The organism is Leucobacter sp. Psy1 (assembly GCF_020096995.1).
In the GTDB taxonomy this organism is placed as follows: Bacteria; Actinomycetota; Actinomycetes; order Actinomycetales; family Microbacteriaceae; genus Leucobacter.
The window spans coordinates 695712-711158 of sequence record NZ_CP083692.1; the positions used below are offsets into that span (position 1 = coordinate 695712).

Here is a 15447-nt window from a genome sequence, read left to right on the forward strand (position 1 = left end):
TGAGTCACGATTGGCATGGTTCGTACTGAAATCTCGGCGCCAGGTTATCCATGCGAACAGGCGCTTGAGATTGATGGTAGCTGATGCTGCCTCAACCGCCCAACAAAGCGGTGAGGGGGCCACGGACGAAGTACAGCAGGAAGCCGAAGGAGACCACCCACAGGAGCCAGTGCACCTGCTTCGCCCTCCCGGTCATCGCGTGGATCAGCGCCCACGAGATGAAGCCGACGCCGATGCCGTTCGCGATCGAGTAGGTCAGCGGCATCGTGACCATCGTGAGGAAGACGGGGAGCGAGACCCGGAAGTCGGTCATGTCGATCTCGCGCACCTGGGTGACCATCATCGCGCCGACGATGACGAGCGCCGCCGCACCAGCCTCCATCGGGATGACGCCGATGAGGGGTGCGAAGAACATCGACAGCAGGAAGAGCGCTCCGGTGATGCAGGCGGCGAGGCCGGTGCGAGCGCCCTCCGCGATCCCGGCCGCCGCGTCGACGAAGACGGTGTTCGACGACGCCGAGGCACCGCCGCCCGCGACGGCGCCGATGCCCTCGACGATGAAGGCGCCGCGAATGCGGGGGAACGTTCCGTCGGGGAGGGAGAGCCCGGCATTCCGTGCGAGTCCCGTCATCGTGCCCATGGCATCGAAGAAGTTCGTGAACACCAGCGTGAAGACGAGCATCACGGCGGCCAGCATGCCGATCCGTTCGAAGGCTCCGAAGAGGTCGAAGGCGCCGACAAGCCCGAAATCGGGCAGGGCGACGATCTGACCTGGCAGCTCAGGGGCTCCCAGGTTCCACCCCTGCGGGTCCGGGTTCTCCGGATCGCCAACGGTTCCCAGGCGAGCGAAGGCCTGGATGACGATGGCGAGAAGCGTCGCGACCACCATGCCGATCAGGATCCCGCCAGGCACGCGACGGGCGACGAGCACGCCGATGAGCACGAGCGCGAAGATGAAGACCAACGTAGGGAGTGAACTGATGGACCCGTCCTGGCCGAGTTGCACCGGCGGTCCCGCCGGCGTGCGCGTGACGAATCCGGAGTTCACGAACCCGATGAACGCGATGAAGAGCCCGATGCCGACGGTGATCGCTACCTTGAGCTGCGCGGGGACGGCGTGGAAGATCGCCGTGCGGATCCCGGTTGCCCCGAGGACGACGATGATCACCCCGTTGATGATGACGAGTCCCATCGCCTCTGGCCAGGTCACCTCCTGCACGACGGCAACCGCGAGAAAGCTGTTCATGCCGAGACCGGCGGCCAGCGCGAACGGCAGCCGGGCGACGACCCCGAAGAGAATGGTCGTCACCCCCGCGACGAGTCCCGTGACGGCCGTGAGCTGCGCGAAGTCGAGGCTGGTCCCCTCGACATCGGTCGACCCGCCGAGGATCAGAGGGTTCAGGACGACGATGTAGGCCATCGCCACGAAGGCGACGATGCCTCCGCGCAGTTCTTGACGCACGGAGGATCCCCGTGCGGTGATTTCGAAGAATCGGTCGAGGGCGGAGCGGCGTCCACCCGGATCTTGTCCGGTCATGTGAGCGGATTGGGAAACATCGGACATCAGTGGCCTCAGTTCTCTTCCATTGTGCGGAAAATATCTTCTGAATGTGCACTTCGGAGTGAAGCACGGGGTCGGGGAGGTGTCAAGGAAATCAGATCTTTCCGATTTGTATTTAGAAAATCAAGATATATCCGATAGTGTAGTAATGTGAGTGAGACCCGCCCCGTGCTGCATGCGATCCAGGAGCTCTCTGACGCCCTCGACCAGATGTTCGCGGGCATGCGAGAGGACATGGGTATGCGCCCGACCGATCTGAGCGCACTTCGCATGCTCGCGATTCGTGAACGCCGCGGCGAAGAGGTCACTCCGCAAGCTTTGGCCCGGCATCTCGGCATTACGACGGCGTCGTCGACGGCGCTCCTCGATCGCCTGACCGGGCAAGGCCACGTGGATCGGATCGTCCACCCGGACGATCGTCGATCCCGTCTCGTCACGCTGACCCCGCATGCTCGGGCCACCTTCTTCGAGCACTTCTGGCCCCGCATTCGCATGATGAGCGACGTGGCCGAGCGCTACGACGAGGCAGAGCTCGCCGTCATCACTGACTTCATGCACCACTTGGCCGACGCCGTCGCACGTCCGAACGATGGAGAACACTATGTCGCACCAGCGCGTTAAGCAGTCACCCCATCGGCCGGGCCTCGGTCTGCGCGTCGTGATTCCCGCCGTTCTGGCGGTCCTCTGGCTCTCCTGGACCGCGTGGGGCGGTCAGGTGTTCGGGGTCATCTCCGAGGTGACGACGAACGATCAGGCTACCTTCCTGCCAGCCGACGCCGAGTCGACGCGCGCACTCGATCTGAGTGAGCAGTTCACCGACTCCGATTCGGTGCCGGCAACGATCATCGCCGCGAAGGAGTCTGCGCTTTCCCCGGATGACCTCGCGGAGGCTCGGGATGTCGCTGAGCGTGCTCAAGACATCGACGGAGTGGATCAGGTGATCCCCCCGCAGCCGTCCGAAGACCAGGAGGCCGTGCAGATTTTAGTGCTCCTCGCGGAGGACTCCTCCGAGGGGGGCGCCCTCGAGGAACTGCGCACGCTGGTAGCCGACGACTTCACCGGCGACTGGACCGCTCACGTCACGGGACCCGCCGCTTTCTCGAACGATCTCACCGGCGCGTTCGCGGGGATCGACGGTCTCCTCCTGATCGTGGCGCTCGTCGCGGTGTTCGTGATTCTCGTCGTCGTCTACCGCTCGATCCTGCTGCCGATCCTCGTGCTCCTCTCGTCGATGGCCGCGCTGTGCGCCGCCATCTCCGTTATTTACCTGATGGCGCAGGCCGAATGGATTCAGCTCAACGGACAGGTCCAGGGCATCCTTTCGATCCTGGTCATCGGTGCCGCGACCGACTACTCATTGCTGCTGGTCGCCCGCTACCGAGAAGAACTGCTCGCCGAGCGCTCGAGGTTCACGGCTTTGTGGACGGCCCTGCGCCGCTCGACCCCGCCCGTCCTTGCTTCGGGAGGCACCGTCGCCATCGCCCTCCTCTGCCTGCTGTTCTCGGATCTGAACTCGAACCGGGCACTCGGGCCGGTCGCAGCGGCGGGCATCGTCTTTTCGATGGCGGCCACGTTGACGTTCCTGCCGGCGCTCCTCGCCCTCACGGGCAGGTGGGTTTTCTGGCCTCGGATCCCTCGGTCGGCAGGGGGAACCGAGACGAGCGGCGACGCCGCGCCCCACGCGAGGCACGGCGCACGTGCGGGGCTCTGGGGGCGTGTTGCCCGCGGCGTCGAGGCGCGGCCGCGAGCGATCTGGATCGTGGTCACGGTGGTGCTGCTCGCCGGAGCTGTCGGTGTGACGGATCTGAAGGCCAACGGTATCGCGCAGTCCGACGTCGTCCTCGGTGAGACCGAGACGAAAGCGGGGCAGGAGCTGCTCGAGCAGCACTTCGATGCGGGTACAGGGGCGCCGGCGAATGTCTTCGTCGAGTCCGGAGAGGCGGACGCGGCACTGACCGCCGTCGAAGGGGTTTCCGGCGTCGCGAGCGCGTACCTGGTGAGCGATTCCGGGGCTCCCGCGCGCGGAGCTGACGACGCCCGGGTGGAGTCGGGGATGGTGGAGATCTCCGCCACGCTCGCCGACCCGGGTGATTCTCTCGAGGCCGAGCAGACGATCATCGACCTGCGCGACTCACTGTCGGAAATCGACGGTGAAACGCTCGTGGGCGGCACCACGGCGACGCAGCTCGACACGAACGTGACCGCGCAGCGGGATCTCCGCGTCATCATCCCGCTCGTCCTGCTCGTGATCGGCGTGATCCTGATCGCCCTGCTGCGGTCGCTGGTGACGCCGCTGATCCTGATCGCGACGACGGTGCTGTCCTATCTCACCGCGCTCGGCATCTCGGCATGGGTCTTCAATCACCTGTTCAAGTTCCCCGGTGCAGACCCGACGGTGCCCCTGTTCGGATTCATGTTCCTCGTCGCGCTCGGCGTCGACTACAACATTTTCCTCATGACCCGTGCGCGTGAGGAAGCCCGTGCTCACGGTGCGACCGAGGGGCTGCTCCGGTCGCTCGTCGTGACGGGAGGAGTGATCACCTCGGCGGGCATCGTGCTCGCCGCGACCTTCTCGGCACTGGCCGTGCTGCCCCTCATGTTCATGGTGCAGCTCGCATTCCTGGTGGCGCTCGGGGTCTTCATCGACACCTTCATCGTGCGCACCCTGCAGGTGCCGGCGCTCGGCGTCGACCTCGGCCGGCGCATCTGGTGGCCGTCCCGCCTCGCGCGGGCGGAGCGGGACGGCGCGATCGGCTAGTCCCCGTAGCGGTAGAAGCCCTCGCCGCTCTTGCGGCCGAGCTTGCCCGCGTCGACGTACGAGCGGACGAAGTCACGGGCGACGGTCGGGAGCGACGGGAACTGCGACACGTAGTGCTCCTCGATGTCGAGTACGACGTCGAGTCCGACCTGATCCATCAGTTGGAACGGGCCCGCCGCGAGCCCCATGTTCGCCCGCATGATGCCATCCACGTCCTCGGGTGTGCTCACGCCCTCGGCGACGACGGTGAGTGACTCCCGCTTGATCGCCGCCCAGATGCGGTTGAAGATGAACCCGGTGCTTTCCTTCGCCGCGATGAACGGGATGATGCCGAAGGCCCGGAGTTCACGGTCCAGGAACTCCATGATCCCGTCGGCTGTCTGCCCGTCACTCATGAGCTCGACCGCCATGCTCTGCGGCGGCATCGCGAAGTGCATGTTGAACACGCGCTCCGGATGTTCGACCTCGGTGATGACCTCACGCGAGGCGTAGGACGAGGAGTTCGTCGCGAGCAGCGCATCGGCATCGGCGACGCGATCGAGCGTGCCGAACAGTGGCCGCTTGATATCCAGTCGCTCGGGCACGGCCTCGATGATCAACCATGCGCCGGGCGCGGCCTCCTCAGGAGTGCCGTGAACCTCGAGCTCGTGCAGCTCCCCGGTGGGTGCTTCGAGCTTGCTCCGCAGTTCGGGGGCCGTCTCGGCGACGTAGGTCCGCGCCGCCGCGCGCTGCTCCTCCGAGGGGTCGACCAGCCGGACGGCGGCCCCGCCGCTCGCGAAGACGGCGGCGATGCGACGGCCCAGCGTTCCCCCTCCGATGATCACGATCGCACGGTCGGTGATATTGGCCGGCAGCCGATGGCCCATGAGTCTTCCTTTCCCTCGATACTTCGGTACACTATGTATTCAGTTCATTATGTACCCGATGGTGCCGGTCGCGCCAGGGGGTGGGAGAGCGAGGAACGCATGGCAGCATCCGACGTTCGGCGTCGAGCGAACACCCGGGCGCGCCTGCTCGACGCGGTCGAAACTCTGCTCCCGGAGAGCGGGACGACGGGCCTCAGGATCGATGACATCTGCGGGCGGGCCGGGTTCACTCGCGGGGCGTTCTACTCGAATTTCGCCTCGGTCGACGACGTGCTCTTCGCGCTGTACGAGCGGAAGACGGAGCGACTGCTCAAGCGGGTTGCCGCCGCGCAGGTGTTCCCGGATGCAGAGATGGGAGCGGGCGAACTCGGAGCGGAGGCCGCGGTCGAGCGGTTCCTGCGGATCGTTCCCGCGGACCCGCATTGGTACGCCCTGCGCGCCGCGTTCGCGCTCCGCGTCTCGGCGGATCCCGCCGTCGCCGACGCGCTGCACGTGCACGCGGAAGATCTTCGCCGCGGACTCACGCCGTTCGTCGAGGATCTCGCCGCGTTCTCCGGCCTGGAACTCGCCGTCGATCCCGCCGAAGCGACCCGCGTGATCATCGCCGCTCACGTGGGTGCCGTATTGCAGGGCGTGCTGGTGGAGGAGCCCGAGCGCCTCCGCCGGAACACCGTTCTCTCAACGCTCCGCGGACTCGCGGCACCCGCGACGACGCAACCGGCATCGATCCCGACGCCGGAAGTACCGAGCAGAGGAGGCAATGCTATGGAGTCACCCGTCATCTACGCCCTCACCGCATCGCCAGGAGGGGTGCACCGTATCGAACCGAGGACCGGTGCCGTCGAGCGGCTCGCAGCGATCAGCGGCGAGGTTCCCGACGGCATCGTGATCGATCCCGAGGCCAGGGAAGCGGTGTTCACTCTGATGGGTGCTCCTGACTCGGCGTTCGAACCGGGTATCGAGCCGCCGTTCACGCGTCCGAACGGGTCGGTCGCGGCAGTGCCACTGGCAGGTGGGGAACCGCGGACCCTGGTCGAGCGCGGCGCCTTCACGACGGGCAAGCAGCTCGCGCGCGACCCGGGCAGCGGCCGGCTGTTCTGGTCCGATCGCGAGGGCTGCGGCGTGTACAGGAGCGAACGCGATGGGTCTGACGTGACGCTGCTCGTCCGTACCGCAGGGATGACCCCTGCTTCTGCGGAGGATCAGTGCGTCGGTGTCGCCGCCGATCCGGTGGGAGGGTTCATCTACTGGACCCAGAAGGGACCGTCGAAGGGTGGGAAAGGACGGATCCTGCGTGCCGGTCTCGAGCTTCCCTCGGGCGATTCCGCCGAGGCCCGCAGCGACATCGAGGTGCTGTGGGAAGGGCTTCCCGAACCCATCGATCTCGAACTCGACCTCGACTCGGGTGTGCTCTTCTGGACGGACCGTGGAGCCGAGCCCGACGGCAATACGCTGAACCGTGCTCCGATCCCTGCACGCGGGGAACGCGGGGCCTCGCCCGAGATCCTCGCCCGCGGATTCCGGGAGGCGATTGGTCTCGCCGTCGACCGTCGTCGGGGAGTCGCCTACGTTTCAGACCTGGGTGGATCCATCCACGAGATCGATATCGCATCGGGCGAGGATCGGGTCGTCGCGAAGTTCCCAGGAGGAGTCACCGGGATCGCCCTCGGCGACCGTCGCGAGTGACGCGCCCTGCGAAGGACGAGCTACCCCGCAGACTGCTGATGGCGACGTCGTGACGTCGTCGGCCGCGTCGCGCGCACCCGCGCCACCGCCTCAGGGGCCGCAGCGATCACGTCGGTCGCCGTGATCGGAGAGCCGGCGGATGCGTGACCCGAGCTCCCGCCCGTCGTCTCGCCGATCGCACCGGCCGCCAGCCGTGCGGCGATGTCGTGCACGACCGCGGCCGAGGCGCCGATCGCTCCGAGGAGCTCGGGATCCTCACGGATCGCGTCGCTCTGCGCAGCTGCCAGCGCACCCAGCACTCCGGCAAGGACATCCCCGGTGCCCGCGGTCGCGAGCCACGGCGTGGCCGGTCCGGTCAGGAACGCCTGCCCGCCCGGAGTCGCGGTGACCGACGTTGACCCCTTGAGCAGCACCGTCGTTCCGAGACGCTCGGCGAGCTGCAGTGTCGCAGCGACCCTGGCCTCCGTCTTCACCGGCCTGGCCCGCTTGCTCCGGGTGCGGGCCGGCCACCCGTCGGGCTTCGTTCCGAGCCCCGCCGCCTGCCAGAGCCGCGTGAACTCTCCGGCGTGAGGTGTCAGGATCGCCGGCGCGACCGGGCGCTCCTCGTGCACCAAGTCGAGCGCACCCGCATCGACGACCACCGGGGAAGCGCCGGCGAGGATGGACAGGAGCGCGTCGCGCTCCGAAGCAGACCGCTGGTCCGGGTCGGTACCGGAACCGATGATCCAGGCGTCGCAGTTCGTGAGGTCGGACGGGGGACCGAAGACGGTCTCGGGGTGCACTGCCAGCACCGCGGCTGCTGGCGAGGGCAGCCCATGCTCCGCAGCGCCGTCGTCCAGGGCGGGCACGTACCGCACCATGCCGATTCCCGTGCGCCAGGCGGCCGCGACACTCAGCACCGCCGCCCCGGGGAAGAGCGCTGACCCGGTGCGGGCACCGAGCACGCCGCGCCGGTACTTGTCATCGGCCGCGCCAGGCGCGGGCAACCACGCTCCCGCCTGCGATTCGCCCCAGGGCTCTGCCGTGACGGACTGGGATTCCGGTGCGTCCGCGGCGGCACTTCGGCGCGTTCGGCGACTGGGCGCCGGAGTCACGATGCCACCGACTCGTCGAGGAAGGCCTGGACCGCGATCTCGAGGCCGGCGAGCGCTGCATCGGCCGCCTTCCGGCGCTCGCGGGCACTCCCCGTATCGCTGAAGGTGTCGATGTACACCTTCAGCTTCGGCTCCGTGCCGCTCGGGCGGATCATCACCCGGGAACCGTCCGCGAGATCGTACCGGAGTACGTTTGCCGGCTGGGCAGCGAGTCCCGGAGTCAGGAGATCGCTCGTCCGCTCGATCGCGACTCCTCCGAACTCCGTCGGGGGAGACGAGCGCACCACCTCGGCGAGCGCCGCGACGGCGTCCGCCGAATCGAGTCGCACCGTGAGCTGCCCGCTCGAGAAGTGCCCGAATCGCTCGGTGGCCTCATCCAGTAGGTCGGCGAGCGTGCGCCCCTCGGTGGCGAGTTCCGCGGCGAGCGCGATGACATCGGCGCTCGCCGAGATGCCATCCTTGTCGTGGACCACATCGGGATGGGTGAGGTACCCGAGCGCCTCCTCGAAACCGAAGACGAGGTGCGGGACCCTGGAGACCCACTTGAAACCGGAGAGCGTCTCCGCGTACTCGAGTCCGTAGTCATCGGCGACGACGCTGAGCGCGGGGGACGAGACGATGGTGCACGCGAGTGCGCCGGGGGCATCGCCGTGCAGGGCGCGGTGCCGTTCGGCCGCGCGCCAGCCGAGCAGGAAGCCGAGCTGGTTGCCGGTCAGCCGGCGGTAGCCCTCTGGCGCCGCGGGGTCGGGGAGCGCAATGGCGAGCCGGTCGGCATCCGGGTCGTGGGCCACGATGAGATCCGCCGCGACATCGCGAGCGGTGCGGAACGCGAGGTCGAGGGCGCCTGGTTCTTCGGGATTCGGGAAGGCCACCGTGGAAAAGGCGCCGTCCGGATGGTCCTGCTCCGGTACGACGGTCACGTCAGGGAGGCCGACCAGGTTCCAGACGCGCCGCGCGGGTGCCGATCCGACACCGTGCATCGCGGTGTAGGCGATGCGGAGCGATGCGTCCGCACGCCCCTCCAGCGGCGACCCCGCGGACACGGCCTGCGCCGTCGATTCGACGTACGCATCGAGCAGCTCCGGGCCGGCGACCCGGTAATCCTCCGCCAGCGGGAAGCTGTCGAGCGAACGTGCGGCGGCGGCGTCGATGTGCCTCGCGATCGCCGCGTCGTCCGGGGGGATAATCTGAGAGCCCTGATCGGCGTCCCCGAGGTACACCTTGTAGCCGTTGTCCCTGGGTGGATTGTGGCTCGCAGTCACCATGACGCCGGCGGACGCGTCCAGGTTGCGAACTGCGAACGCCGTCGCGGGAGTCGGGACCGGCTCAGGGAAGAGCGTCACCGAAATTCCCGCCCCTGCCATGACCTCCGCCACATCTCGAGCGAAGACATCAGAATTGACGCGACCGTCGTAGCCGATCACGATCGAGGGCGGTGACGAGGTTTCGCCGCGCCCGGCTCGCTCGAGCAGGAACTCGGCGAAACCCGCGGTGGTCTGGATGACCACCGCGCGATTCATGCGGCGCGGACCGGGCCCGAGCGCTCCGCGCAGACCTGCTGTGCCGAAAGCGAGGCGACCGCCGAACGCATCGTCGAGTTCCAGCGTCGCCTCGTCGTCTCCGGCTTCGACCGCGGCGATCAGTCGCTCGGTCTCCCGGCGGGTCTCCGGGTCAGGATCCTGTGCGGCCCACGCGCGTGCCCGCTCGATCAGTGGGCGCTCGCTCGGATCGAATTCTGCCATGCCGGTACTCCATCCTGAAGTGTGATGGAGCCTACGATACCGCTTCGCACCCGAGGGTTGACCGGACCGGGAGCAGCGCTCAATCCTCCATATTGACCGACTTCGTCTCCTTCGTCAGGATCAGCGAGATCAGAGTCAGTACAGCGGCACCGGAGAGGTACAGGCCGACGAGGCCGGGGCTGCCCTCGGCCATCGTCCACAGCCAGACAGCGACGATCGGGGCGAGCGCTGCGCCGAGGATTGACGAGACGTTGTACGAAATCGCGGAGCCCGTGTACCGGACGTTCGTGGGGAACATCTCGGGGAGGAACGCGCCCATCGGGCCGAACGTGAGACCCATGAGCGTGAACCCGAGCGCCAGGAAGAACATCACGACGGCGGTGTTGTCGCTGCCGAGCAGCGGGACGAACGTGAAGCCGAAGAGGATGATCGCCGACGTCACGACCATCAGCGTCCGGCGACGGCCGAAGCGATCGGCGAGCGGCCCCGAGACCAGGGTGAAGATACCGAAGAAGACCACGCCGAACACGAGCATGAGGATGAAGGAGTTGTACGTGTATCCGAGCCCCGGCACATCAGCATCAGCGGGTCGGGTGCCGAACGTCAGCGTGTAGGAGGTCATGAGGTAGAAGAGCACGTACGTGGCGAGCATCGCGAAGGTGCCGAGAATCAGGCCCTTCCAGTGGAACTTGAACGCCTCGGCGAGCGGCATGCGCTTCACGCGCCCCTGGGTCTTCGTGCGCTCGAACGCGCTGGACTCGACGAGCTTCAGGCGGACCCAGAGGCCGACGATCACCATCACGGCAGAGAAGAGGAACGGAATGCGCCAGCCCCAGGAAAGGAAGGCCTCGGACGGCTGACCCGGGTTCGCCGGATCGGCGAGTGCGAGGTTGATTCCGTAGAACAGGAGGTTCGCGATGATGAAGCCGAGCGGAGCGCCGAGCTGCGGGAACGTGCCGTACCAGGCGCGCTTACCCTCAGGAGCGTTCTCGGTCGCGATCAGAGCGGCGCCCGACCATTCGCCTCCGATGGCGAACCCCTGCGCGAGTCGCATGAGTAGCAGGAGCATGGCGGCCCCTGCGCCGATCGACGCGTGAGTCGGCAGCAGACCGATGAGGAAGGTCGCGATGCCCATGGTCAGGAGCGAAGCGACCAGCGTCGTCTTCCGGCCGATGCGGTCACCCAGGTGGCCGAAGAACACCGCGCCGAGGGGGCGAGCAAGCATCGCTGCGCCGAACGTGGCGAACGACGCGAGCAGTGCGGTCGTCTCGTTCTCGGACGGGAAGAAGAGGTGGGGGAAGACGAGGACGGCCGCCGTCGCGTAGACGTAGAAGTCGTAGAACTCGATCGTCGTGCCGATGAGGCTCGCGAGGATGACTCGCGATCGCGAGTTCCGGGGCGCGGCGGGCGCGACGGGCTGGGCGGGGGCGGAAGAAGTCACGTGAGCACTTTCACTGATTGCGGATTGGGCCGCGTGACATTGTACGCCGCGCGTGTCGCTCGCACGAATCGTCGCGCCTCCGTCTCGTGAGCGCGTTCGTGCACAACTTGCGTACTTGTTCGCAATGGGGCATGTTGTGCACACCGCTTCGCCGGGAGCGGTGGCCGCGGGGGAGATTCTCGTAATCTTGCGGAAGACTGATACTGCGTATTATAAAAGTGGCATACTGGAGATGTGTATATGACTCCCGAAGTGATCGCGACCATCGTCAGCGCCGCGACGTTCCTGCTCGTCATGGTCGGTGGGTTCGCCTGGTTGGTACTGCGCATGGACCGGCAATCGGAGTCGCTTGGCTCGCAACTCCGATCAGAGGTCGGCGGCCTCCGGTCCGAAATGCGCGCGGAGATCCATACTGTGCAGGGGGAGATTCGGGGCGTGCGCGCAGAGACGCGCACCGATCTCACCGCGGTGCGCGGTGAGGTCGCCAACCTGCGCGATGAGGTGACAGGCATGCGCGGCGAGGTGACGGGCCTGCGTGGTGATGTCGTCGGACTGCGCACCGAGGTGAGCGATTTGCGTGACCACGTCACTGACGTGCGCGCCGATGTGCGCTCCGAACTGAGCAGCTCACGCGGATAGACGTGCGGCGGAACACGCCGAGCTGGCGAGCGTTCAGCTCAGAGAGTCGTCAGCTGCGGCACGACCCGCGCGAGGAACTCGCCGAGACGGCCCTCCGCGGCCTGTCCGGCCGCCAAGACCTCGGCGTGATCGAGCGGAGGCCCGTCCTGGTTCGTCGCAGGGTTCGTCACCAGCGTGAGTCCGAGCACCTCCATCCCCGCCTCACGCGCCGCGATCGCCTCGACGGCAGTCGACATGCCGACAGCCGTTCCGCCGATCAACCGCAGGTACCGCGATTCCGCAGGAGTCTCGTAATGCGGACCGCGCACCTGAGCGTAGACGCCCTCACGGATCGACGGGTCGACAGACCGGACCACCGCGCGCAAGCGCTCCGCGTACAGGTCCGTCAGATCGATGAAGTGGGCGCCCTCGATCGGAGATTCGCCCGTGAGATTCAGATGGTCGTTGATGAGCATGGTGTCGCCCGCCCCGAACGCCGGGTCCAAGCCACCCGCACCGTTGGTGAGGACCGCGATCCCCGCCCCGGCTGCGGCGGCGGTGCGCACACCGTGGACCACTGCCCGCACGCCCCGCCCCTCGTAGAGATGGGTGCGCGCGCCGATGATGAGGGCGTGACGCCCGTCGGGCATCCGCACCGTGCGCAGGTCGCCCCCGTGCCCGGCCACGCCAGAGGCGTGAAAGCCGGGAACCTCGGCTGCCGGAACCGTGCTGACGACCTCACCGATGAGATCCGCCGCCCGGCGCCAACCGCTGCCCAGGGTCAGTGCGATGTCGAAGCGCTCGACGCCCGCGCGCTCGGTGAGGATGCGTGCGGCGTCTTGTGCGAGTGCGGCGGGATCGTTCTCGTGGCTCATACTCCCAGACTGGCCGACCCGGCCGCCTGAGGCAAGATCAGCGCTCACTCGGCGTGGGCGACCTCCCCCTTCAAGACGCGGTACCCGCGGGCGGGGTCGTACCCGTGGATCTCGCGGGTGTCGAGCGCACTCATGAAGTCGAGAATCTCGGCGGTGATCACCTGACCGGGCACCAGTACGGGGAATCCCGGAGGGTACGGCGTCACGAAGCCGCCCGAGACGGGACGGAGGCCCTGCTCGACGCGTCGACGGAGCTCCTCCGGCTGCACGTGCTCAACTGCTCCGCGCCGCTGGCCCTCGAAGAACGCCGTGCGCAGATCACCGTCCGGCAGGCCGTCGCCGGCGTCGTATCCATCTGCGAAGGCGCTGAAGTCGGGGAGCGGCGGCATATCATCGTCACGGCTCCGGGTGATCTCCGGGTCCCGCTGCGCCTGCTCGTCCTCGAAGCGCTCGGCCAGCTTGACGAGGACCTCGATCAAGTACGCGATCGCGCTCCGCGTGGTGCCGATGTTCGTCATGAACAGCACCGTGTTGCGGCTGGTCTTGTTGACCTGGATCCCGTAGCGGTCCATGAGGTGCTCGTGTTTGAAGGTGTCGCCGTCGACGCCGGTGCGGCTGATCTCGACCGTCACCCGGCTCGGGTCGACGACGAACTCGTCGGCGTCCCACGCGCGCCACATCGTTGCGAGTCCGTCGCGCAACGGCATGGGGCGGCGGGTTTCACGGTGCTCAGGCGGAATGAGCTCATTGGCGCTCAGGACGCGGAAGGTGCGCCTGAGGAGGGGATGACGCGCGATGGCCTGCGCCAGGCTGCTCGCGAGATCCAGCTGCCGCTGCACGAGCGCGAATCCCTCGAGCTCGACCTGCCGTCTGCCGAGGTCGAGCGAGGCGAGGATCTGGTAGTTCGGTGACGTCGACGTGTGCGTCATGAACGCCTCGTGGAAGGACTCCTCGGCGTCGCGCACCCAATCCTGGTCGTACACGTGGATCATCGACCCCTGGCGCAGGGCGGTCAGCGTCTTGTGCGTGGAGTGGGTGGCGTACACCCGGATCCGGGCGTCTGGACTCGGGATGAGGCGCTCACCGACCCACACGGAATCGGCGGCGGGGGCGCCGCTCTCATCGAACAGCCGGCTCTGCTGCTCACGGTAAGCGGAGGCGTGCGCCGCCGTCTTCAAGCGCTGCTCGAGTCGCTTCGCGGCAGCCATGGCCGTGCGGCGGCGCGTGACCGGGTGGAACGCGGCGAACGCGAACCACGCTTCGTCCCACAGGAAGACGAGGTCGGGCTTGATCGCCAGGCACTCCGCCATGACCCGCTCCGGATCGTAGACAATGCCGTCGAAGGTGCAGTTCGTGAGCGTGATCATGCGCACCTCATCGAGCCTGCCCGCGGCACGGTAGTCGAGCAATAGCTGCTTGACCCGGCTCAACGGCACGGCGCCATAGAACGCGAACTCGTCCAGCGGATACGCCTCCAGGTACGCCGTCCGGCCACCGGTGAGCATCATCGCGTGGTGGTGCGACTTGTGGCAGTTGCGGTCGACGAGTACGACGTCGCCGGGGGAGACGAGAGCCTGATGCACGATCTTGTTCGCGGTCGACGTGCCGTTCGTCACAAAGAACGACCGCTTCGCCCCGAATGCACGCGCGGCGAGATCCTGGGCCTTCTTGATCGCTCCCGTCGGGGCGAGGAGCGAGTCGAGCCCACCCGAGGTCGCGCTCGTCTCGGCAAGCAGGAGGTTGAGTCCGTAGAAGTCGACGAGATCCTTGATCCACTTCGAGTTCACCACCGACCCACCGCGAGCGATCGGCAGCGCGTGGAACACGCCGACGGGGCGCCGTGCGTGGTACTGGATCGCCGAGAAGAACGGGGCGTCGTAGAGGTGGGAGATGCGGCGGAGGAGCGTGAGATGGAGCTCCAGCTGGTCCTCGCGCCGGAAGACGCGGCGGAAGCGCCGCGTGAGCACGCCAGCGAGATCTTCGATGTGCGCTCCGGCGACGAGGTAGAGGTCGAGTTCCGGCCGGAGCGCGGCGAGAGTGTCGGCGAGTCCGAGCACACGCTGCACGGAGGCCAGCGCGCTCTTTGAGGAGTCCGGGTGCAGTCCGGCCGTCTCCCTGGCCAGGTCGATGGTGTCGCGCAGATCGCGGCTCAGGGGCTGATGCGTCCGGTCGCTGAACCCCGGGCGGACGATGCACGCGAGAATCTTCGGGTTCGTGAGGACGGCGGCGATCGCGTCGTCGGCGGATGGGACGATGACGAAGTCGTAGATGAACGAATCGGCCGGTCCCCGGAGACGCAGCGCTTCCGAGTGCAGGGCGTCGCGGTCGGCCGCGGTGGTCTCGTCGACGACCAGCACCTCGAAGCGCGGGCGGGGATCCCCGTCGTCCTGCCATTCGGCGCGCTCGGCGTCGTCGAGCTGATCCTCGCGCGGATCGTCGGGGACCGAACTGCCGCGCAGGCGCTGCACGACGCGGCCGATGCGCTCGAGGGCGAGCTGATACTCGCCCTCCTCCAGAAGCTCGGCGATCGCCGCGACGTAGCGCTGGCCGAAGCCCGCCCAGTACATCTCGATGGTCTCGAGGGCGCGGAGCGAGCGGAACAGCTCGCTGTCGTGCGAAAGGGCACCCGGGTCATCCGAGTGGACCAGGCGCTTCACCGCGAAACGGAGGTACTCCCACGCGTCGCTCCGCAATCGCCAGCTGCTCGTCGGCATTCCGGGGTCTCGCTCGAGTGTCCTGCGTTCCGCCATCTCAATCCCCTCAGCTGCGCTGCTCGGTGCCCGATGCCTGGACCATACCGTGTCTT

Annotated in this window: 11 protein-coding genes; 4 read left to right on the plus strand and 7 right to left on the minus strand. The window is 67.4% G+C overall.

The genetic code is table 11. The annotated features are described in order from the left end of the window. Positions 1–91: 91 nt before the first annotated feature. Positions 92–1564: an NCS2 family permease gene (locus K8P10_RS03210; protein WP_370631951.1), complete on the minus strand. Its 1473-nt coding sequence runs from the start codon at positions 1562–1564 to the stop codon at positions 92–94. Positions 1565–1711: 147 nt separating this feature from the next. Here K8P10_RS03210 and K8P10_RS03215 point away from each other — a divergent pair, with 147 nt between their 5' ends. Next, positions 1712–2182: a MarR family winged helix-turn-helix transcriptional regulator gene (locus tag K8P10_RS03215; RefSeq protein WP_224780365.1), complete on the plus strand. Its 471-nt coding sequence runs from the start codon at positions 1712–1714 to the stop codon at positions 2180–2182. Further along, positions 2163–4319: an MMPL family transporter gene (locus tag K8P10_RS03220; protein ID WP_224780366.1), complete on the plus strand. Its 2157-nt coding sequence runs from the start codon at positions 2163–2165 to the stop codon at positions 4317–4319. Before K8P10_RS03215 ends, K8P10_RS03220 begins: the two co-directional genes overlap by 20 nt. On the opposite strand, the gene K8P10_RS03225 is transcribed toward K8P10_RS03220, so the two are convergent. Next, complete coding sequence (locus tag K8P10_RS03225; protein WP_224780367.1) at positions 4316–5185, minus strand: 3-hydroxyacyl-CoA dehydrogenase family protein; 870 nt, start codon at positions 5183–5185, stop codon at positions 4316–4318. The two genes, K8P10_RS03220 and K8P10_RS03225, sit on opposite strands and share 4 nt — an antisense overlap. Positions 5186–5284: 99 nt before the next feature. Here K8P10_RS03225 and K8P10_RS03230 point away from each other — a divergent pair, with 99 nt between their 5' ends. Then, positions 5285–6871 (plus strand): TetR/AcrR family transcriptional regulator, encoded by a 1587-nt coding sequence (locus K8P10_RS03230; protein ID WP_224780368.1) that lies wholly within the window; start codon positions 5285–5287, stop codon positions 6869–6871. 20 nt (positions 6872–6891) lie between these two features. Here the strand turns inward: K8P10_RS03230 and K8P10_RS03235 are convergent, their stop codons facing one another. From K8P10_RS03235 to K8P10_RS03245, 3 genes are all read right to left on the minus strand, one after another. After that, a complete protein-coding gene (locus K8P10_RS03235; RefSeq protein ID WP_224780369.1) occupies positions 6892–7965 on the minus strand; it encodes an ADP/ATP-dependent (S)-NAD(P)H-hydrate dehydratase in 1074 nt (357 codons plus the stop codon). Further along, the gene (locus tag K8P10_RS03240; RefSeq protein ID WP_224780370.1) at positions 7962–9707 is read right to left on the minus strand and encodes a phospho-sugar mutase; all 1746 of its coding nucleotides are present in this window, start codon (positions 9705–9707) and stop codon (positions 7962–7964) included. The genes K8P10_RS03235 and K8P10_RS03240 overlap by 4 nt, the downstream gene beginning before the upstream one ends. A 79-nt stretch (positions 9708–9786) precedes the next feature. Further along, positions 9787–11148 carry an MFS transporter gene (locus K8P10_RS03245; protein ID WP_224780371.1) on the minus strand — a complete coding sequence of 454 codons (1362 nt, stop codon included), beginning with the start codon at positions 11146–11148 and terminating at the stop codon, positions 9787–9789. Between the two features lie 240 nt (positions 11149–11388). Here K8P10_RS03245 and K8P10_RS03250 point away from each other — a divergent pair, with 240 nt between their 5' ends. Beyond that, positions 11389–11787, plus strand: a complete 399-nt coding sequence (locus tag K8P10_RS03250; RefSeq protein ID WP_224780372.1) for a CCDC90 family protein — start codon at positions 11389–11391, stop codon at positions 11785–11787. 38 nt (positions 11788–11825) lie between these two features. Here the strand turns inward: K8P10_RS03250 and K8P10_RS03255 are convergent, their stop codons facing one another. Further along, positions 11826–12641: a purine-nucleoside phosphorylase gene (locus tag K8P10_RS03255; RefSeq protein WP_224780373.1), complete on the minus strand. Its 816-nt coding sequence runs from the start codon at positions 12639–12641 to the stop codon at positions 11826–11828. A 44-nt stretch (positions 12642–12685) separates the two neighbouring features. After that, positions 12686–15391, minus strand: a complete 2706-nt coding sequence (locus K8P10_RS03260) for an aminotransferase class I/II-fold pyridoxal phosphate-dependent enzyme (RefSeq protein WP_224780374.1) — start codon at positions 15389–15391, stop codon at positions 12686–12688. Positions 15392–15447 lie beyond the last annotated feature (56 nt).

What these genes read in the sequence shown, in the direction of transcription:
- K8P10_RS03250 (WP_224780372.1), top strand. Translation starts at nt 11,389, where the DNA reads ATGACTCCCGAAGTGATCGCGACCATCGTCAGCGCCGCGACGTTCCTG.
- K8P10_RS03260 (WP_224780374.1), bottom strand. Translation starts at nt 15,391, where the DNA reads ATGGCGGAACGCAGGACACTCGAGCGAGACCCCGGAATGCCGACGAGC.
- K8P10_RS03225 (WP_224780367.1), bottom strand. Translation starts at nt 5,185, where the DNA reads ATGGGCCATCGGCTGCCGGCCAATATCACCGACCGTGCGATCGTGATC.
- K8P10_RS03230 (WP_224780368.1), top strand. Translation starts at nt 5,285, where the DNA reads ATGGCAGCATCCGACGTTCGGCGTCGAGCGAACACCCGGGCGCGCCTG.
- K8P10_RS03220 (WP_224780366.1), top strand. Translation starts at nt 2,163, where the DNA reads ATGTCGCACCAGCGCGTTAAGCAGTCACCCCATCGGCCGGGCCTCGGT.
- K8P10_RS03210 (WP_370631951.1), bottom strand. Translation starts at nt 1,564, where the DNA reads ATGTCCGATGTTTCCCAATCCGCTCACATGACCGGACAAGATCCGGGT.
- K8P10_RS03240 (WP_224780370.1), bottom strand. Translation starts at nt 9,707, where the DNA reads ATGGCAGAATTCGATCCGAGCGAGCGCCCACTGATCGAGCGGGCACGC.
- K8P10_RS03255 (WP_224780373.1), bottom strand. Translation starts at nt 12,641, where the DNA reads ATGAGCCACGAGAACGATCCCGCCGCACTCGCACAAGACGCCGCACGC.